This window comes from Streptomyces sp. NPDC086080, from assembly GCF_044540255.1.
In the GTDB taxonomy this organism is placed as follows: Bacteria; Actinomycetota; Actinomycetes; order Streptomycetales; family Streptomycetaceae; genus Streptomyces.
The window spans coordinates 330,373-349,368 of the sequence record NZ_JBITRU010000002.1; the positions used below are offsets into that span (position 1 = coordinate 330,373).

Here is an 18,996-nt window from a genome sequence, read left to right on the forward strand (position 1 = left end):
GAAGGGCTACTCCGCGAACGTCGCCGTCAAGGCCTCCGCCAGCCCCGGTACCAGGTCGGAACCGGTGAGGACCGACGTCGGGGAGTCCTTCTCGCGCAGCCGCAGCGCGGACTCGCGGGAGCCGTCGCGCAGCACCGCGACCGTCATACGGACCTCCTGGCGCTCCGGATGCTCCGCCACCCACTTGGTCAGCGCGGCCTCGTCCAGATCCTGCGGGACCTGCGCCTCCACAGACGGTGGCAGCATCAGCCGCTCCACGGTCAGGGCGCAGCCCGCCACCGCGTCGGGCCAGGCGATGGTGCCCAGGAACTCGTCCAGCGGCTTGCCCGTGGGAATGCTGTCCTGCTCGATCGGGGTGAAGGCGGTCGTCTCCTGCCCTGCGTCCGGACCGAGCCGGCCCGCGAGTGAGGGCTGCTCGGCCCGCAGCCGGGCGGTGTCTACGAGGGCGAACAGTCGGGCGGGCTGGTCCCAGCCGAGTCCGGAGGCGTACTCGTCGATCTCGAGCACGGCCCGGGTGAGCGGGTTCGCGGCCATGGGTGTGTTGGACATGGTCACAATCTTCTCTCGTTGCCGCCCGGAATCGGGAACCGAGTAAAGGGTGAGTAAGTTGCATAGGTGTGGGCCCGCGTCACGGGGGCCCACACACGGTCCGTGAAGACGCGGGCCTGACGAATCGACAGCGAACTTCGAGGTGCCTACCTTGGCTTTCCAGATGCCGGACCGCGGCGGAGGCCCGACGGGGCCACGGATCAGAGTCGGCCGCCCGTCCCGGCGGGCCCGGACCCTTCTGATGACACTGGGCGTCCTGGCCGTCCTCGGCATGGTGTTCACCATGTTCGCGGGCTTCTGGACCGACTGGCTGTGGTACCGCTCGGTCAACTACTCGTCCGTCTTCACGACGACCCTGTCGACCAAGATCGGGCTGTTCTTCGTCTTCGGTCTGCTGATGGCCCTCGCGGTCGGTTTCAACATCTGGCTGGCACACCGCATGCGGCCGCCGCTCAGCGCCATGTCGATGGAGCAGCAGAACCTCGACCGGTACCGGATGGGCATCGCCCCGTACAAGAAGTGGCTGCTGCTCGGCATCACCGCGCTGGTCGGTCTGATCGCCGGCGCCTCGGCGTCGAGCCAGTGGCGGACCTGGCTGATGTGGGTCAACGGCGTGCCGTTCGGCGAGAAGGACCCGCAGTTCCAGCTCGATGTCTCCTTCTACGCCTTCGACCTGCCCTGGTACCGGTTCCTGCTCGGCTTCGGTTTCGCCGCCGCGATCCTGTCGCTGATCGCCGCCGCGCTCACCCACTACCTGTACGGCGGGCTGCGGATCACCAGCCCGGGCGCGCGCGCCACGGCCGCGGCCACCGGGCACCTGTCGGTGCTCATCGGCCTCTTCGTCGCCCTGAAGGCGGTCGCGTACTGGCTCGACCGGTACGGCCTGGCGGTGAAGTCCAGCGACTTCAAGGCGACCGACAGCTGGACGGGCCTGAGGTACGTCGACGCGAACGCCTATCTGCCCGCCAAGACGATCCTGTTCTGCATCGCCGTGATCTGCGCGCTGCTGTTCTTCGCCACCCTGTGGCGGCGCACCTGGCAGCTGCCCGTGATCGGCTTCGGTCTGATGGTGCTGTCGGCGATCCTCATCGGCGGCCTGTACCCGGCGATCGTGCAGAAGTTCCAGGTCCAGCCGAACGAGCAGGCCAAGGAAGCGCCGTACGTCGAGAAGAACCTCAAGGCCACGCGCGAGGCCTACGGGATCAACGACTCGCAGGTCACGGAGTACCCGGGCACGGCCCAGACCGGCGACGCGACCAAGCTGCGGGACGACGTCGCAGGCGCGGCGAGCATCCGGATCATGGATCCGAACATCGTCTCGCCGACGTTCCAGCAACTCCAGCAGATCAGGAACTACTACGCGTTCCCGACCAACCTCGACGTCGACCGGTACCTGATCGACGGCAAGGAGCAGGACACGGTCATCGGTCTGCGCGAGCTGAACTACGACGGCATCCCGAAGCGGAACTGGATCAACGACCACTTCCGCTACACCCACGGATACGGCGTCGTCGCCGCTGAGGGCACCACCGCCGACTCGGGCGGCCGTCCGGCGTTCACCGAGTCCGACCTGCCGTCGCAGGGCGAGCTGGGCTCGTACGAGCAGCGCGTCTACTACGGAGAGCGGACGACGACGTACTCCATCGTCGGCGGTCCCCAAAAGGAGATCGACTACTCCGACGACAGCGGCGAGAAGACGTACAGCTACCAGGGCGACAGCGGGGTGAACCTCGCCAGTCCGGTCAACCGGGCCGCCTACGCGGTCGCGTTCAGCGAGCCGCAGATCCTGTACTCGGGAGCCATCGGCGAGGGCTCGCGCATCCTGTACAACCGCACGCCCAAGGAGCGCGTCGAGGCGATCGCCCCCTGGCTGACCATCGACGGCGACGCCTACCCGGCGGTCGTCGACGGCCGGATCCAGTGGATCGTCGACGCCTACACGACGACCAACGGCTATCCGTACGCGTCGCGGACGACCCTCGGTGACACCACGGCCGACTCGCTGACGGCGACCAACGACCAGCGTGCGGTGGTGGCTCAGCAGAACCAGGTCAACTACATCCGCAACTCGGTGAAGGCGACCGTCGACGCGTACAGCGGCGACGTCAAGCTCTACCAGTGGGACACCCAGGACCCCGTCCTCAAGACGTGGATGAAGGCGTTCCCGGACACGGTGGAGCCGAGGAGCGAGATCTCCGGGGACCTGATGGCCCATCTGCGCTACCCGCAGGACCTGTTCAAGGTGCAGCGCGAACTGCTGACCCGCTACCACGTCAAGGACGCCAACACGTTCCTGAGCGGCAGCGAGGTGTGGCAGGTCCCGGACGACCCGACGAACAAGACGGGCGACGCGGTGCCTCCGTACTACCTGAGCATGAAGATGCCGGACCAGCAGGAACAGGTCTTCTCGCTCACCACGACCCTCACTCCGAACGGACGTGACAACCTCAGTGCCTTCGTGGCGGTGAACGCCGACCCCGGCACCGAGGACTACGGGAAGATCAGAGTTCTGAAGCTGCCGACCAGTACGACGGTCTCCGGACCGAAACAGGTCCAGAGCCAGTTCAACTCCCAGCAGGACATCGCCGAGACGATCAGGCTGCTGAGAGGCGGCGACTCGGAGGTCGAGTACGGAAACCTCCTGACCGTGCCGCTCGACGGAGGACTGCTCTACGTGGAGCCGGTCTACGTGCGCGGTGGCGGACTGAAGTACCCGCTGCTGCGCAAGGTGCTGGTGACCTACGGCGGCCAGACCGCGTTCGAGGACACCCTCGAGCAGGCTCTGGACAAGGTCTTCGGCGGCGAGGGCACACCCGTCGAGCCACCACCGGGCGAGGACGAGGGGACAGGCGAGGACGAGGGCACCCCGCCACCGCCCACGTCCGGGAACCCCACGGTCCAGGAGGCTCTGAACGACGCCCAGAAGGCCTTCGACGCCGGCCAGGAAGCCCTGAAGAAGAATGACTGGGAGGCCTACGGCCAGGCGCAGAAGGACCTGGAGGAGGCGCTCCGCAAGGCCGAGGAGGCCCAGTCGGCCGAAGGGGGTGGCGGCACCGGAGGCGGGCAGAGCACACCGCGTCCCGACGCCAGTCCGACCAGTTAGCGAGCGGACTGGTCAAAGGCCCCACCCGCGCCGTGCTACGGTTGCAGCACAACGGCGCGGGGTGGAGCAGCTCGGTAGCTCGCTGGGCTCATAACCCAGAGGTCGCAGGTTCAAATCCTGTCCCCGCTACTGAAGTCGCGCGGTTGGCGACAGCAAAGGCCCGGACTCCTCAAGGAGTCCGGGCCTTTGTGATGTGCGAACGCATGTACCTGGGCGCGCGACGGCCGTGCCGCCGATGGGAGTTGGGTGATCTGTGTTTGACTTGTCTCTCTGTGGGCATGTCGACAAAACGCTGTAGTGACCTCACTGACTGCGGTATACCAGGTGTACCCAGGTTGCAGGTGGTGCGACGATGGATGGTATGGGGGACAGGGCAACTCTGTTCGAGACAGGGCGTTTTGTGCAGTCCTCCCCTCGGGAGGAGTCTCACGACGGCGAGGCCGCCGACGAGGCGGCGGAAGAGCTGCGCCGGCGGCTCGCCGCCGAGGCCGGCGACGTCGAGGCGATGAGTGTCCTCGGCGCCATGCTGCTGCGCCGTGGTGATCTCGACGGAGCCGAACCCCATCTGCGTGCCGCCACCGCGGCGGGCGACCGCGCCGCCGCCAACAACCTCGGCGTCCTGCTGCACCAGCGGGGCTACCCCGACGAGGCCGCCGGATGGTGGCGGATCGCCGCAGTCGCCGGCTCCACCGCGGCGGCGCACGCGCTCGGTCGCCACCACCGGGAGCGGGGTGACGAGCCCGCCGCCGAGTACTGGCTGCGCCAGTCCGCCGAGCAGGGCCATGCACTCGGCGCCTACGCCCTGGCCGACCTGCTGGAACATCGCGGGGACACGGACCGGGCCGAGCGCTGGCTCCGGGCCGCGGCCGAGCGTGGGCACCGGGAAGGGGCGTACCGGCTGGCCCGCGCGCTGGACCGCAGGGCCGCGCGGGACTCCGACGAGGACGGGGCGGCGCCGGCCGAGGAGGCCGAGCAGTGGTACCGCCAGGCCGCCGCGCGCGGACACCGCCGGGCCGCGCTGCACCTGGGGGCGATCCTGGAGAAGCGTGGCGAACTCAAGGAGGCCGGCCGCTGGTATCTGACCTCCGCCAAGGACGGTGAGGCCCGGGCCGCCTGCGCGCTCGGCTTCCTGCTGCGCGACGCCGGGGACACCGAGAACGCCGCCGTGTGGTGGCTGCGGGCCGCGCAGGACGGCGACGGCAACGCCGCCAACGCGCTGGGCGCGCTGCACGCCGAGCGGGGTGAGACACAGACCGCCGAGCGCTGGTACCGGGCCGCGATGGACGCCGGCGACATCAACGGCGCCTACAACCTCGGGCTGCTCTGCGCCGACCAGGGCCGCACGGGTCCGGCCGAGCAGTGGTACCGCCGGGCCGCCTACGCCGGTCACCGCGAGGCGGCGAACGCGCTGGCGATCCTGCTGCTGCGGGCCGGGGACGAGACCGGTGCGGAGCCGTGGTTCTCCAAGGCCGCGGAGGCCGGCAGCGTGGACGCCGCCTTCAACCTGGGCATCCTGCACGCAGGCCGGGGTGAGGAGCAGGCGGCGCTGCGCTGGTACGAGCGGGCGGCGGCCGCCGGGCACACGGAGGCGGCGCTCCAGGTCGGCATGGCGCGACTGCGGGACGGCGAGGAGGGCGAGGCGGAGCGGTTCCTGCGGTGCGCGGCGGGCGGGGGGAGCGCGGAGGCCGCGTACCGGCTGGCGACGGTGCTGGACGCGCGCAGGCCGCCGGAGCCGGCGCACGAGCTGGGGGAGCCGGTGCACCGGCGCAGCGAGTGCGAGGAATGGTACGAGCGGGCGGCCACCCAGGGGCACCGGCGGGCGCAGGTACGGGTCGGCATGCTCGCCGCGGCCCGCGGGGACGTGGTCGAGGCGGCGCGGTGGTACCGGGAGGCCGCGGAGGCGGGGTCGCGGAACGGGGCCTTCAATCTGGGGCTGCTGCTGGCGCGGGAGGGAAGCGAGCCCGAGGCGGCGGTGTGGTGGACGCGTGCGGCGGACGCGGGGCACGGGCGTGCGGCGTTGCGGCTCGCGCTGGTCTGTGCGCGGCGGGGGGAGCTGGCGGAGGGGCAGAAGTGGGCGGACCGGGCGACGGCGCTGGGGCCTCCGGCGGTTGCCGAGCGGGCTACGCGGTTGCGGGACGCGTTGCGGGAGGAGCTGTCGGCGTGACGCTGCGTTGGGCGGCATGACGCTGTGCTGGGCGGTGTGACGGTGGTGCGGGGTGCGGGGTGCGGGGTGCGGGAGCTGGGCGGGGGTGGGTTTCGTGGCCCGGCGTTGCGGGGTGCCGTCGCGCCCACCCGTGCCGCCCTGCGGCACGACTGCCCGCGACTGGGCGGGCGAGTGGCCGTGGCTGGGTGGGGCGACTGCCCGCGACTGGGCGGGCGAGTGGCCGTGGCTGGGTGGGGCGACTGCCCGCGGCTGGGTGGGCGAGTGGCTGTGGCTGGGTGGGGTGAGTGGTCGTGGCTGGGCGGGAGGGGGATTTGCTTCTGCTCTGACTCTTGACGTAGTGTTCAACTCATCGCCGCGGGGTGGAGCAGCTCGGTAGCTCGCTGGGCTCATAACCCAGAGGTCGCAGGTTCAAATCCTGTCCCCGCTACTGAAGGCCGAGGGCCGGGATCCGAAAGGGTCCCGGCCCTCGGTCGTGGAAAAGCCCCGGCACTGGTCAGTGCCGGGGCTTTCTCTTCGTCCGGGCTTCGTCCGGGGACCCGCGCCTACGCCGACGCGCAGTTCGGGCAGATGCCGCGGTAGGTCACTTCCACGTCGGACACCGTGAAACCGAAACGCTCCGTGGTGGGGAGGTCGGCCAGCGGGTTGCCCGTCGGGTGGACGTCGCGGATCGCCCCGCACTGTGCGCACACCAGGTGATGGTGCGGGCGGTGGGCGTTGGGGTCGTAGCGCTTGGCCCGCTTGTCCGTGGCGACCTCCAGCACCTCACCGAGCGAGACCAGTTCGCCCAGGGTGTTGTAGACGGTCGCCCGGGAGATCTCGGGCAGCTTGGCGACGGCCCTGGAGTGCACCTCGTCGGCCGTCAGGTGGACGTGTTCGCCGTCGAGGACCTCGGCCACGACACGGCGCTGCGCGGTCATCCGCCATCCACGTCCACGGAGCCGTTCCAGAAGGTCACTCATAGGCACCAGCCTAACAGCAGGGGGACGGCGTCCCGAATGGGTGTGACTTTGGAGCCTCACTTGACTTAGACATTGTCCATTGTAGGATCGAGATCGGTTTTAGCCAAGGGACAGGTTGGTCATTAAATGACGCAGGAGGCGTACGTGACGCAGGGACCGCTTACTACGGAGGCCGGTGCCCCGGTAGCCGACAACCAGAACAGCGAGACCGCGGGCGTCGGTGGCCCGGTCCTCGTCCAGGACCAGCTGCTCCTGGAGAAGCTGGCCCACTTCAACCGTGAGCGCATCCCGGAGCGTGTGGTGCACGCCCGCGGCGCCGGCGCCTACGGGACGTTCACGGTGACCGCCGATGTCACGCAGTACACGCGGGCCAAGTTCCTCTCCGAGGTCGGCAAGGAGACGGAGACCTTCCTGCGCTTCTCGACGGTGGCCGGCAACCTGGGTGCCCCGGACGCCGTGCGTGACCCGCGCGGTTTCGCGCTGAAGTTCTACACCGAGGAGGGCAACTACGACCTCGTCGGCAACAACACCCCGGTGTTCTTCATCCGGGACGCCATCAAGTTCCCCGACTTCATCCACACCCAGAAGCGCGACCCGTACACGGGTTCGCAGGAGGCGGACAACGTCTTCGACTTCTGGGGCCTGTCGCCCGAGTCCACCCATCAGGTGACCTGGCTGTTCGGTGACCGCGGCATCCCGGCGTCGTACCGCCACATGGACGGGTTCGGCTCGCACACGTTCCAGTGGAACAACGAGGCCGGCGAGGTCTTCTGGGTCAAGTACCACTTCAAGACGGACCAGGGCATCAAGAACCTGACCGCCGAGGAGGCCGAGGTCCTCGCGGGCAAGGACCCCGACTCCCACCAGCGGGACCTGCGCGAGGCCATCGAGCGCGGCGACTTCCCGTCCTGGACCGTCTACGTCCAGGTGATGCCGGCGGCCGAGGCGGCCACGTACCGCTTCAACCCGTTCGATCTGACCAAGGTCTGGCCGCACGCGGACTACCCGCTGATCGAGTTCGGCAAGCTGGAGCTCAACCGCAACCCGGAGAACATCTTCGCCGAGGTCGAGCAGTCCGTCTTCAGCCCCGCCCACTTCGTGCCGGGCATCGGTCCTTCCCCGGACAAGATGCTCCAGGGCCGCCTCTTCGGGTACGGCGACGCCCACCGCTACCGCGTCGGCATCAACGCCGACCAGCTGCCGGTGAACCGTCCGCACGCCACCGAGGCGCGCACCCACTCCCGTGACGGCCACCTGTACGACGGCCGTCACAAGGGCGCGAAGAACTACGAGCCGAACAGCTTCGGCGGCCCGTTCCAGACGGACCGTCCGCTGTGGCAGCCCGTCCAGGTCACCGGTGTCACCGGTGAGACGGTCACCCCGGTCCACGCCGAGGACAACGACTTCGTGCAGGCGGGCAACCTCTACCGGCTGATGGCGGAGGACGAGAAGGAGCGCCTGGTGAACAACCTGGCGAACGCCATCTCCGGGGTCACGCGCGACGACATCGCCGACCGCGCGATCAACAACTTCCGTCAGGCGGACGAGGACTTCGGCAAGCGGCTGGAGGCCGCGGTCCAGGCCCTGCGCGGCTGATTCCAGCGCTGGACCGCTTGCCGATCGACGGGCCGGACTCCCTTCGGGGGTCCGGCCCGTTTCTCGTCGCACTTACGCCGACACGTGCTCGGCCCGCGCTCGCTGGGGTGCCCAGCAGCGGATGATGTCGCGGACCGAGACGATGCCGGTGGGCTCGCCCCGGTCGAGAACGATCAGATGACGGAACCCGCCGTCGGTCATGGCGACAGCGGCCTCCTCCAGGGTCCAGGCCGGGGTGGCGAAGACGACGTCGGTGGTGGTGTGGGCGTAGGCGTGCTCGGTGTCGGGATCCTGGCCGAGGCCGAGGGAGTTGAGCACGTCGCGCTCGGTGAGAATGCCGATGCCGGTGCCGTCGGGATCGAGGACCACGGCCGCGCCCACCCGGCGGGCGGACATCAGGGCGGCGGCCTGTCGGAGTGTGTGGGCGGGGCCGATGGTGAGGACCAGGGTGCTCATGGCGTCACGGACGAGCATGGATGGAGCCACCTCCTACTGGAAAACGTGAGGTCACGGGCGTAGAGGCCCGCTCGTTCGCGATTTCACAAGTTCACAAGTGGGGGGACTCTCAGAGTGGCAGGCAAAGCGGGAGTCAACAAGAGGGCGTGCGCCGCGGTTTCGGGGCGCACGCGGACCTCCCGCTCGCTCAGTAGCGCTGGTTGAGATAGCCCAGCAGCTCGTCGTGCAGCAGCCCGTTCGACGCCGCCGCGTTGCCGCTGTGCGGGCCCGGGCGGCCGTCGAGGCCCGTGAACGAGCCGCCGGCCTCCGTCACCACGATCGCGGTGGCCGCCATGTCCCAGAGCGACAGCTCCGGCTCGGCGCACAGGTCCACGGACCCCTCGGCGACCATCATGTACGGCCAGAAGTCGCCGTACGCGCGCGTGCGCCACACCTCGCGGGTGAGGTCGAGGAAACCGTCCAGCCGTCCCTGCTCCTCCCATCCGCTCAGTGAGGAGTAGGCGAAGGAGGCGTCGGAGAGCCTGGAGACGCGGGAGACGTGCAGCCGGGAGGCCGAGGACAGGCTGCGGCCGGCGAAGGCGCCGTGCCCCTGCGCGGCCCACCAGCGGCGGCCCAGCGCCGGGGCGGACACCAGGCCCACGACCGGCTGGAAGCCTCCCTCACCGGCCTCCATCAAGGAGATCAGCGTGGCCCAGACGGGGACCCCGCGCACGTAGTTCTTGGTGCCGTCGATCGGGTCGATCACCCAGCGTCGCGGCCCCGTGCCCTCCACCCCGTACTCCTCGCCCAGGATCGCGTCCCTCGGGCGGGCGCGCTTGAGGTGATTGCGGATGAGTTCCTCGGCGGCCTTGTCCGCCTCACTCACCGGCGTCATGTCCGGTTTGGTCTCCACCTTGAGGTCGAGAGCCTTGAACCGGTCCATCGTCGCGGCGTCGGCGGCGTCCGCGAGGACATGGGCGAGACGCAGGTCGTCAAGGTAGTCGGGCATGCGACGAACGGTATCCGCCGAGGTCGGTGCGGGGCCACCGGGGGCGGGGCGCGCGGACCCTTGACAGTGTCCGACGGCGCGTCAAATCTGAACCGCAGGACCGGCCGCTCGCCCCGAGGGAGGCGAAGATGCCTGCAGCGCGGGAATCTCTGCTGGACGCCGCTTGCGCGGCACTGGCACGTCGCCCGTGGTCCGCCGTGCGGATGGTGGACGTGGCCGCCGCGGCCGGAGTCTCCCGGCAGACGCTGTACAACGAGTTCGGCAGCAAGGACGGTCTCGCCAGGGCGCTCGTGCGCAGGGAGGCGGACGGCTACCTCGCCGGCATCGACCGCGCCCTCACCGGCCACGCCGACCCGCGCGACCGGCTGACCGCCGTCGCCGAGTGGACCACCGCGAGCGCCCGCGGCAACGCCCTGGTCCGCGCCATGCTCACCGGATGCTGGAGCGAACGCCTGCCCGCACCGGCCCTGCCGGCCGTGCCGTCCGCCTCCACCGTGCCCGCCCAGCGCCGCGCCGACGGGCCGCTGCCCTCACCCGCCGACCTCGTCGCCCTCGTCCGCGACCGCGCCGTCGCTCTTCTGGCCGGCCCCGGCGTGCCCAGGGGCGACACCGCCGATCTGGCCCGCACCTGTGAGCTGGTGATCCGCCTGGCCCTGTCCTGCGTCGCCGCGCCGCCGGCCGACCACGGTGTAGCCGACCTGGTGCGCGGCGCACTGCACCGGCAGCCGGTGCCATAGACCGGCGGCCGGCGCATGAGACCGGTGGTGGGCGCCGTGGACCGGCAGCCGATGCCGTGGCAGTCGCGTAGCTCGGTGCGCGGTGCTCGGTGCGCGGGGCGCGGAGTTGCGGGTGGGGCTCGGTGGGCGGGCGCCGCGGCGCACCCGGGACAGCCCGGTCCGAGTCCATCGGACCGTTGCCGGCGACCCCGGGTTGTGGGCGGAGCTCAGTGTGCGGACCCCGAGAGCTGCAGGCCGATCACCCCGACGATCACCAGCGTGATCGACACGATCTTCAGCGTCGACACCAGATCCCCGAGGAACACCATTCCGTAAATGGCCGTCCCGGCCGCCCCGATACCCGTCCACACCGCGTACGCGGGACCCACGTCCAGCTTCTTCAGCGCCAGGGTCAGCAGCCCGAAGCTGCCCAGCGCGAACGCGCAGAACGCGACGGTCGGCCACAGCCGGGTGAAACCGTGCGACAGCTTCAGACACACGGCGAAACCGGTCTCGAGCAACCCGGCCACGATGACCAGCAGCCACGCCATGTCTCGTCCTCCCGCATCGCCCACGTACGGTGACCGCTTCGCCGGGTTCGGCGGGTTCGGGTCCGGCTCGGTGCGATTATGCACTTACCGTCCGGGGGCCACGGCAAACACGCGACGGTCAGTCGCCTTCGGTCCGGTCCCGTGTCGCCAGCAGCCGCCGCAGCGAGTACAGCCGCGCCGGATCCGCGTGCCCCTCGGCCACCCACGCGTCCAGCGCGCAGTCCGGCTCGTCGTGACTGCACGCCCGAGGACAGCCCTCGGTACCCCGCTCCAGATCCGGGAAGGCGTGGATGACCCGGGACGGGTCGACATGGGCGAGCCCGAAGGACCGCACACCCGGGGTGTCGATCACCCAGCCCTCCGCGCCCGAGAGCGGCAGCGCCAGCGCGGAGGTCGTCGTGTGCCGTCCCCGCCCCGTCACCGCGTTGACCAGCCCGGTGCTGCGCCGCCGCTCCTGGGGGACCAGCGCGTTCACCAGCGTCGTCTTGCCGACCCCGGAGTGCCCCACGAATGCCGTGATCCGGCCGTCCAGTTGCTCCCGTACCCGGGCCACCGCCTCGCCGCTCTCCAGTTCCGCACGGCTGGTGACGACGTACGGGATGTCCAGATCGCCGTACAGCTCGAGCAGCTTGTCGGCCGGCGCGAGGTCCGACTTGGTCAGGACCAGCAGCGGTTCGAGCCCGCCGTCGTACGCCGCGACCAGGCACCGGTCGATCAACCGCGGGCGGGGCTCCGGGTCGGCGAGCGCGGTGACGACGGCGAGCTGGTCGGCGTTGGCCACGACCACCCGCTCGTAGGGGTCGTCGTCGTCGGCGGTACGGCGCAGGACCGATGTGCGTTCCTCGATCCGCACGATCCGCGCGAGGGTGTCCTTCTTCCCGGACAGGTCGCCGACGATCGCCACCCGGTCGCCGACCACCGCCGCCTTGCGGCCCAGCTCACGGGCCTTCATCGCCATCACGACCCGGTCGTCGACCAGACAGGTCAGCCGGCCCCGGTCGACGGTGAGGACCAGCCCCTCGGCGGCGTCCTCGTGCTTGGGCCGGATGTGGGTGCGCGGCCGGTTGCCCTTGCGGTGAGGGCGTGAGCGGATGTCGTCCTCGTCGGTGTGCTTGCCGTAGCGGCGCATGACGGACCCCTACGCCCCGAGCATCCCGGTCCACAGGTCGGGGAAGTCCGGCAGGGTCTTCGCCGTCGTCGCCACGTTCTCGATCTGCACGTCGTCGACCACGAGGCCGAGGACCGCGCCGGCGGTCGCCATGCGGTGGTCCTCGTAGGTGTGGAAGACCCCGCCGTGCAGTCGGCGCGGGCGGATGTGCAGCCCGTCGGCGGTCTCGGTGACGTCGCCGCCCAGTTCGTTGATCTCCTTGGTGAGCGCGGCCAGCCGGTCCGTCTCGTGCAGCCGCAGATGGGACACGCCCCGCAGGGTGGACGGGGAGTCCGCGAGGGCCGCGACCGCCGCGATACCCGGCGTCAGCTCACCGACCTCGCCGAGGTCCACGTCGATGCCGTGGATCGACCCGGAGCCGGTGAACACCAGTCCGTACTCGGTCAGCTCGCAGGAGCCGCCCATCTCGGTGAAGATCTCCCGCAGCCGGTCACCGGGCTGGGTGGTACGCGCCGGCCAGTCCGGGACGACCACCCTGCCACCGGTCACCAGGGCCGCCGCCAGGAACGGCTGGGCGTTGGACAGGTCCGGCTCGATGGTCAGGTCGCGGCCGAGCAGCGCCCCCGGGGCGACCCGCCACACATTGGGCTCGCCGCCGGACTCGGGGGTGTCCACCTGGGCGCCCACCGCGCGGAGCATGTCGACCGTCATCCGGATGTGCGGCAGGGACGGCAGCGTCGCGCCGGTGTGCCGGACCTCCACGCCCTGGTTGAAACGCGGTGCGGACAGCAGCAGGGCGCTGACGAACTGGGAGGACGAGGACGCGTCGACCTCCACGGTCCCGCCGTCCAGGGCACCGCCGCCGTGCACGGTCATCGGCAGCGCGCCGCGGTCGTCGTCGTCGATCCGGGCGCCCAGCCCGCGCAGCGCGTCGATGACGCCGTTCAGGGGACGCTCGTAGGAACGCGGGTCGCCGTCGAAGCGGACGGGACCGTCGGCCAGCGTGGCCACCGGGGGCAGGAACCGCATCACGGTGCCGGCGTTGCCGACGTCGACGGTGGCCGGGCCGTGCAGGCCCGTGGGCAGCACCCGCCAGGCCTCACCGGTGCCGTCGGGGCCCCCCGCGACGGAGGAGCTGGACGACACCGTTTCCTCGATCTCGATCCCCATGGCGCGCAGGCCACCCGCCATCAGCAGCGTGTCGCGGGACCGCAGCGGGCGGCGCAGCCAGCCCGGCTCGGAGGCGAGGGCGGCGAGTACGAGGGCACGGTTGGTGACCGACTTGGACCCGGGCACGTGGACCGTCGCGTCGACGGCTCCGCTTGCGTACGGGGCGGGCCAGAGGGCGGTGTGCGTGGGGTTCGGGGCCATGGGGCCACTCTATAAGGAGGGGGATGGCGAGGCCCTTCACCACCTGCGCGTGCACCTCCGCCACCTGCGCGAGGCCGGGCGCCCTCGCGCGTCCGACGTCGCCGACCCGCCCGGGGGCGCCGCCGGATCACAGGCCGAGCAGCCACCTGCCCCCGCCCAGCAACGAGCAGAGTGACACCGCGTGGAACAGGAACAGCCACAGTCCCGCGGGTACGTGGGTCAGCCGGGACAACTGGTCCGCGTCCGAGTCGCCCGCGCCACCGTGGGACCGCTTGGCCTGGAGTTCGAATGCCGGGCGCACCCCGCCGAGCAGCAGGAACCACACCACGGCGTAGGCGAAGGCGGCCTGCACCTGAGGACCGGCCAGCCAGGACACCAGGACGAACGTGGCGCCCGTGACGAGGACCGACACCGCCCCGTAGGCATTGCGGATCATCACCAGCATCGCCACCAGCAGCGCCGTGGCCAGCCACAGCAGCAGCGTGATGCGCCCGGCGCCGAGCAGCGCGGCGCCGCCCAGACCGAGCAGCGGGGGAGCGGTGTAGCCGGCGGCGGCGGTGAGGATCATGCCGAGGCCGGTCGGCTTGCCGCGGCTGACGGTCAGGCCGCTGGTGTCCGAGTGCAGCCGTATGCCCGTCAGCGTGCGGCCGGTGAGCAGCGCCACCAGTCCGTGCCCGCCCTCGTGGGCGATGGTGATGGCGTTGCGGGACAGCCGCCACAGCCCGTGCGGTACGACGACGGCGGCCGCGGCGACCAGCGTGGCGACGACCACCCACACATCGGGGTCGGGCTGGGTGCCGGACACCTCGTCCCAGAGGGAGCCGAGCGACGCGGACGCGGTGCTGACCATGCTTTCCATGTGTTTCGGATCGCTCCCTCTGATCGTACGGAGTCTGGCAGTGTTGCACGTATGTGCGGACGGTATGCAGCGAGTCGCAGGCCCGAGGATCTGGCGGGAATCTTCGAGATCGAGAAGTGGGAGCCGGAGGAGACCCTGGAGCCCGACTTCAACGTGGCGCCGACCAAGGAGGTCTACGCCGTCCTCGACCGTGCACTCAAAGACGTGACCGACCCGCGTCCGGTTCGGCAGCTGCGGAAGATGACGTGGGGACTGGTGCCCTCCTGGTCCAAGACCCCCGAGGGCGGGGCCCGGATGATCAACGCCCGCGCGGAGACCGTCCACGAGAAGCCGTCCTACCGCCGCGCCTTCTCCTCCAGGCGCTGCATCCTTCCCGCCGACGGCTACTACGAGTGGGTCACCGGCAAGCAGGAGCGGGACCTGGAGGTCGAGGGCAGGAAGAAGCGGCCCCGCAAGCAGCCCTACTTCGTCACACCGGCCGACGGCTCGGTGTTCGCCATGGCCGGGCTGTACGAGTTCTGGCGGGACCGGACCCTGCCCGACGACCACCCCCGGGCCTGGTGGGTGACCTGCTCCGTCATCACCACCGAGGCGGAGAGCAGCCCGCTGGCCGTGTCCCCGGCGGACGGTCCGCACGCCCTCGCCGAGATCCATCCCCGCATGCCGCTGATGCTGACGCCGGACCGCTGGGACGCCTGGCTGGACCCGGCCCGCACCGACACCGACGAACTGCGCGAGCTGCTCGCCCCGCCGCCGGCCGGCCTGATGCGCGCCTACCCGGTCGCCACGGCGGTCAGCAACGTCCGCAACAACGGACCGGAGCTGCTGAAGGAGCTGGAGGCGCCGGAAGAGGGCACACTCTTCTGACGTGACCCCCGACACGGCAGACACGCCGCACCCACCGGACGCCCCAGACACGCCCGACACCCCTGACACGGCCGATGCGACCAAGACCGTCGAGACCGTCGAGACCGACGCGGGTACCGCCCGCATCACCTGGCACCGCGCCCGGCGCCGTGCCCGCCTGGTGCTCGCGGTGAGCCACGGTGCCGGCGGCGGCATCGAGGCCCGGGACCTCAAGGCGCTCGCCGCCGCACTCCCCGCGCACGGTGTGACCGTCGCCCTCGTCGAACAGCCCTGGCGCGTGGCCGGCAAGAAGGTCGCCCCCGCCCCGAAGACCCTGGACACCGGCTGGCGCGGCATCTGGCCCGCGCTGGTGAAGCCGGGCCTGCCGGTGATCTCGGGCGGACGCAGCGCCGGTGCCCGCGTCGCCTGCCGCACCGCCACCGAACTCGGCGCCCACGCGGTGCTCGCCCTGAGCTTCCCCCTGCACCCGCCGGGCAGGCCCGAGAAGTCCCGCGCCGCCGAACTGCTGGGCGCGGGCGTGCCCACGCTCGTCGTCCAGGGCGGCAACGACCCGTTCGGCAGGCCGGGGGAGTTCCCGGAGGGCGCCTACGAGCTGGTCGAGGTTCCGCACGGCGATCACGGCTTCGCCGTGCCCAAGCGGGCGGACCTCACCGCGGAGGAGGCCGTGGCTGTCGTGACCGACGCCGTCGTGAGCTGGACCGCCGCCCTGGGCTGAGGCGCGGGAATGTCCGGAGGGCTCCCACCGTTGGGACGGAGGTATGTGCCGGTCGACGGCACCACCGTCGTAGGAGAGGAAGTCCGCCGCATGGGTTCCACGTTCTGCCCGAGCCGCAGTGCCCGCGCCGATCTGGACTGGACGGTGCTGCACGCGGCCAGGACCGCCCCTGTTCGGGCGGCGGGCGGGCCGGATCGTCGTCTATCCTCCGATTCTGGTGAGGCCGTTCCCGGTCTCACGACAACACTGGAGGAGGTGGGTCCGGTTCCCGGTACCGACGCAGGGACCGAACACGGCCAGGCGGATCAGCCCGAGGGCCAGGGCGGCAAGGGCGCGGAGTCGGCCGGGGAGCGCAGCGCGCGCTTCGAGCGGGACGCGCTCGAGTTCCTCGACCAGATGTACTCGGCCGCCCTGCGGATGACGCGCAACCCGGCCGACGCGGAGGACCTGGTCCAGGAGACGTACGCCAAGGCGTACGCGTCCTTCCACCAGTTCCGCGAAGGCACCAACCTCAAGGCGTGGCTGTACCGGATCCTCACCAACACCTTCATCAACTCCTACCGCAAGAAGCAGCGTGAACCGCAGCGCAGCGGGGCCGAGGAGATCGAGGACTGGCAGCTCGCGCGCGCCGAGTCGCACATGTCGACGGGGCTGCGTTCCGCGGAGTCGCAGGCGCTGGACCACCTGCCGGACTCGGACGTCAAGGAAGCGCTCCAGGCGATCCCCGAGGAGTTCCGCATCGCGGTGTATCTCGCCGATGTCGAGGGCTTTGCCTACAAGGAGATCGCCGACATCATGGGGACACCCATCGGTACGGTGATGTCCCGGCTGCACCGGGGCCGCCGTCAGCTGCGCGGCATGCTCGAGGACTACGCGCGCGAGCGCGGGCTGGTCCCGGCCGGTGCCGGAGAGTCGAACGAAGCGAAAGGCTCGGGGTCATGAGCTGCGGAGAGCCGCACGAGACGGATTGCAGCGAAATCCTCGATCATCTCTACGAGTTCCTCGACCGTGAGATGCCGGATTCCGACTGTGTGAAGTTCGAGCACCACTTCGAGGAATGCTCGCCCTGCCTGGAGAAGTACGGGCTCGAGCAGGCCGTGAAGAAGCTGGTCAAGCGCTGTTGCGGGCAGGACGACGTGCCGGGCGACCTGCGTTCCAAGGTCATGGGCCGGCTCGACCTGATCCGTTCCGGCCAGGCGGTCCCCGAGCAGGACGTCACGGCCACCCCGCAGGAGTCCTGACGTCCTGCCGCTCCCCGGCCTCCCCTTCCTTGTCACTCGTACGTGCTAATCCGCGGGTTATCGGCCCGTGGAGGCACCCTCCGCCGTCCTAGGCTCCAGAACCTGGCGGACGGCAGGCCGAGTGCGGCGGGCTCGGTCGGGGGAGGGGCTCATGGAGGCGTTACCGGCCCAGGCACGGGTCACCGGTGTCACCCTGTCGGCCCTGCTCTGTCTGCTTCCCCTGCTGGGAGTCCCGCTGCCGGGGATCCCAGCGGACGACCACGTCCCCTGGTGGCCGGTCGTCCTGCTCGCCGCGCTGTACGCGGGCTGCGAGCGCCTCGCCGCCTCGCGCCTCGTCACCGGCCCGCATCCGGGCGGCACCTTCCATCCCGTCCTGCTCGCCGCGGCCTTCCTGCTGCCGCCGTACGCCGCGGCGCTGGTCGCGTTGCCCGGGGCGCTGCTGCTTCCCGTGGGACAACGGCCGTACGCGGTGCGCGGGCTCTGGCGGGCCGGTCGGCTGGTGCTCGCGGTGTGGGCCGCGAGCCTGGCCCATCTGGCGGCCGGGGGCCGGGCCGCCGTGGCGGACTGCGACGTACCGCGTGCGCTCGTCGCGGCCGGTGCCGCGGTGGTCGCGTTCTGCCTGGTCCTCACCCTGCTCGACGGCGGCGTCCCGGCGCCGGCGTCCGGCGCGCTCCCGCGCGGGAGACGGACGGCGGGCCCGGCCGCCCGGTGGCGGCATTTCCTGAGGTCTCTGGCACCGCTCGGTGTGCACGGTCTCGCCGGGCTCATGATGGCGTTGCTGTGGCGCAGTACGTACGGCCCCGTGGCGGCCCTGTTCGTCCTGCTGCCGATGGGTGTCTCCTGGTGGGCCTTCGCCCAGTACCACCGCGAGCGGGCCGCCCATCAGGCCACGATCCGCGCGCTCGTCCAGGCCGTGGACATCAAGGACGGCTACACGCGGGGGCACAGCGAGCGGGTCGGACGGGCGTCCATGATGATCGCGCGGGAACTCGGCCTGGACGACGCGCGCGTCGAGGTGCTGCGCTTCGCCGGCATCCTGCACGACGTCGGCAAGCTCGGCGTGCCGACCCGGCTGCTCACCAAGGACGGTCCGCTGACCCCCGAGGAACGCCGGGTGATCGAACTGCACCCCGAGTACGGGCACGAGATGGTGCGGGGGATCTCCTTCCTCGGCGAGGCCCGCGCGGCGGTGCTGCACCATCACGAGCGGCTGGACGGCTCCGGCTACCCCTACGGGCTGGCGGGCGCCCAGATCCCCGAGTCCGCCCGGGTGGTCGCGGTCGCCGACGCGTTCGACGCGATGACCTCCAACCGCTCCTACAGCAGGGCGCGGCCCGTGCCGGTGGCGCTGGAGGAACTCCGCCGGTGCGCGGGGACCCACTTCGACCCGCGGATGGTGGGCGCGCTGGTACGGGCGATCGGCCGGGCGGGATGGCATCCGGCGGTGACCGCCGACGAGGCCCGCACCACCGCCGTGGGACTCGCCACCCCGGTCACCGGCCGCACCGGCCCCGCCGCACCGGTCACCGGCCGGTCCGGAGCACCCCGATGAGCCCTTCCCCGGCCTGCCGGCCGGGCGGGGTGGTGGCCGGCGGTCGGCTTCGTGGCACTGCCGTGCCGGGGCGGGGGGCGCCGGTCGCGGGTGGGTCTCGCCCTGTCGCCCCGGGCATCGGCAGGCGTGGCCCGCTCGGGTCGGTCGCCGGGCGGGCCGGCCTCGTCGTGGGGGTCGTCCGCGGGTCCGGGCCTGTCGCAT

The 18,996-nt window shown here is 71.2% G+C and carries 17 protein-coding genes and 2 tRNA genes; 11 read left to right on the plus strand and 8 right to left on the minus strand.

The window, feature by feature from the left end; genetic code table 11:
• Window positions 1-6 precede the first annotated feature (6 nt).
• Window positions 7-549 carry a PPA1309 family protein gene (locus tag ACIF9R_RS03560; RefSeq protein ID WP_399973707.1) on the minus strand — a complete coding sequence of 181 codons (543 nt, stop codon included), beginning with the start codon at window positions 547-549 and terminating at the stop codon, window positions 7-9.
• A 163-nt stretch (window positions 550-712) separates the two neighbouring features.
• On the opposite strand from ACIF9R_RS03560, the gene ACIF9R_RS03565 reads away from it, so the two are divergent.
• From ACIF9R_RS03565 to ACIF9R_RS03580, 4 genes are all read left to right on the plus strand, one after another.
• The gene (locus tag ACIF9R_RS03565; RefSeq protein ID WP_399973990.1) at window positions 713-3,652 is read left to right on the plus strand and encodes a UPF0182 family protein; all 2,940 of its coding nucleotides are present in this window, start codon (window positions 713-715) and stop codon (window positions 3,650-3,652) included.
• A 55-nt stretch (window positions 3,653-3,707) separates the two neighbouring features.
• Window positions 3,708-3,781, plus strand: a tRNA-Met gene (locus ACIF9R_RS03570).
• Window positions 3,782-4,004: 223 nt separating this feature from the next.
• Complete coding sequence (locus ACIF9R_RS03575) at window positions 4,005-5,816, plus strand: tetratricopeptide repeat protein (protein ID WP_399973709.1); 1,812 nt, start codon at window positions 4,005-4,007, stop codon at window positions 5,814-5,816.
• A gap of 353 nt (window positions 5,817-6,169) precedes the next feature.
• A tRNA-Met gene (locus ACIF9R_RS03580) sits at window positions 6,170-6,243 on the plus strand.
• Between the two features lie 115 nt (window positions 6,244-6,358).
• Here ACIF9R_RS03580 and ACIF9R_RS03585 read toward each other — a convergent pair.
• The gene (locus ACIF9R_RS03585; protein WP_399973711.1) at window positions 6,359-6,775 is read right to left on the minus strand and encodes a Fur family transcriptional regulator; all 417 of its coding nucleotides are present in this window, start codon (window positions 6,773-6,775) and stop codon (window positions 6,359-6,361) included.
• 144 nt (window positions 6,776-6,919) lie between these two features.
• On the opposite strand from ACIF9R_RS03585, the gene ACIF9R_RS03590 reads away from it, so the two are divergent.
• Complete coding sequence (locus tag ACIF9R_RS03590) at window positions 6,920-8,371, plus strand: catalase (RefSeq protein WP_399973714.1); 1,452 nt, start codon at window positions 6,920-6,922, stop codon at window positions 8,369-8,371.
• A gap of 72 nt (window positions 8,372-8,443) precedes the next feature.
• Here the strand turns inward: ACIF9R_RS03590 and ACIF9R_RS03595 are convergent, their stop codons facing one another.
• Together ACIF9R_RS03595 and hisN are read right to left on the minus strand one after the other, a co-directional pair.
• Window positions 8,444-8,845, minus strand: coding sequence for a cyclic nucleotide-binding/CBS domain-containing protein (locus ACIF9R_RS03595; protein WP_399973717.1), 402 nt, complete (start codon window positions 8,843-8,845; stop codon window positions 8,444-8,446).
• Between the two features lie 169 nt (window positions 8,846-9,014).
• Window positions 9,015-9,815 (minus strand): histidinol-phosphatase, encoded by an 801-nt coding sequence (hisN, locus tag ACIF9R_RS03600; protein WP_399973719.1) that lies wholly within the window; start codon window positions 9,813-9,815, stop codon window positions 9,015-9,017.
• Between the two features lie 128 nt (window positions 9,816-9,943).
• Here hisN and ACIF9R_RS03605 point away from each other — a divergent pair, with 128 nt between their 5' ends.
• Entirely contained in the window at window positions 9,944-10,552 is a 609-nt protein-coding gene (locus tag ACIF9R_RS03605; RefSeq protein WP_399973722.1) for a TetR/AcrR family transcriptional regulator, read from the plus strand.
• A gap of 206 nt (window positions 10,553-10,758) precedes the next feature.
• Here the strand turns inward: ACIF9R_RS03605 and ACIF9R_RS03610 are convergent, their stop codons facing one another.
• The 4 genes from ACIF9R_RS03610 to ACIF9R_RS03625 form a co-directional block, all read right to left on the minus strand.
• The gene (locus tag ACIF9R_RS03610) at window positions 10,759-11,082 is read right to left on the minus strand and encodes a multidrug efflux SMR transporter (RefSeq protein WP_125504317.1); all 324 of its coding nucleotides are present in this window, start codon (window positions 11,080-11,082) and stop codon (window positions 10,759-10,761) included.
• 118 nt (window positions 11,083-11,200) lie between these two features.
• Window positions 11,201-12,211 carry a ribosome small subunit-dependent GTPase A gene (gene rsgA / locus ACIF9R_RS03615; protein ID WP_399973725.1) on the minus strand — a complete coding sequence of 337 codons (1,011 nt, stop codon included), beginning with the start codon at window positions 12,209-12,211 and terminating at the stop codon, window positions 11,201-11,203.
• Window positions 12,212-12,220: 9 nt separating this feature from the next.
• A complete protein-coding gene (aroA, locus tag ACIF9R_RS03620) occupies window positions 12,221-13,561 on the minus strand; it encodes a 3-phosphoshikimate 1-carboxyvinyltransferase (protein WP_399973728.1) in 1,341 nt (446 codons plus the stop codon).
• A 127-nt stretch (window positions 13,562-13,688) separates the two neighbouring features.
• Window positions 13,689-14,411 carry a M50 family metallopeptidase gene (locus ACIF9R_RS03625; protein WP_399973992.1) on the minus strand — a complete coding sequence of 241 codons (723 nt, stop codon included), beginning with the start codon at window positions 14,409-14,411 and terminating at the stop codon, window positions 13,689-13,691.
• A 60-nt stretch (window positions 14,412-14,471) separates the two neighbouring features.
• On the opposite strand from ACIF9R_RS03625, the gene ACIF9R_RS03630 reads away from it, so the two are divergent.
• The 5 genes from ACIF9R_RS03630 to ACIF9R_RS03650 all read left to right on the plus strand — a co-directional run bounded on the left by ACIF9R_RS03630 (window position 14,472) and on the right by ACIF9R_RS03650 (window position 18,795).
• Window positions 14,472-15,287 carry an SOS response-associated peptidase gene (locus ACIF9R_RS03630; RefSeq protein WP_399973731.1) on the plus strand — a complete coding sequence of 272 codons (816 nt, stop codon included), beginning with the start codon at window positions 14,472-14,474 and terminating at the stop codon, window positions 15,285-15,287.
• 1 nt (window position 15,288) lies between these two features.
• A complete protein-coding gene (locus ACIF9R_RS03635; RefSeq protein ID WP_399973733.1) occupies window positions 15,289-16,002 on the plus strand; it encodes an alpha/beta family hydrolase in 714 nt (237 codons plus the stop codon).
• Window positions 16,003-16,257: 255 nt separating this feature from the next.
• The gene (gene sigR / locus ACIF9R_RS03640; RefSeq protein WP_399973995.1) at window positions 16,258-16,944 is read left to right on the plus strand and encodes an RNA polymerase sigma factor SigR; all 687 of its coding nucleotides are present in this window, start codon (window positions 16,258-16,260) and stop codon (window positions 16,942-16,944) included.
• Entirely contained in the window at window positions 16,941-17,243 is a 303-nt protein-coding gene (gene rsrA / locus ACIF9R_RS03645; RefSeq protein ID WP_399973734.1) for a mycothiol system anti-sigma-R factor, read from the plus strand. The genes sigR and rsrA overlap by 4 nt, the downstream gene beginning before the upstream one ends.
• A 151-nt stretch (window positions 17,244-17,394) precedes the next feature.
• Complete coding sequence (locus ACIF9R_RS03650; RefSeq protein ID WP_399973738.1) at window positions 17,395-18,795, plus strand: HD-GYP domain-containing protein; 1,401 nt, start codon at window positions 17,395-17,397, stop codon at window positions 18,793-18,795.
• Window positions 18,796-18,996: the final 201 nt, after the last annotated feature.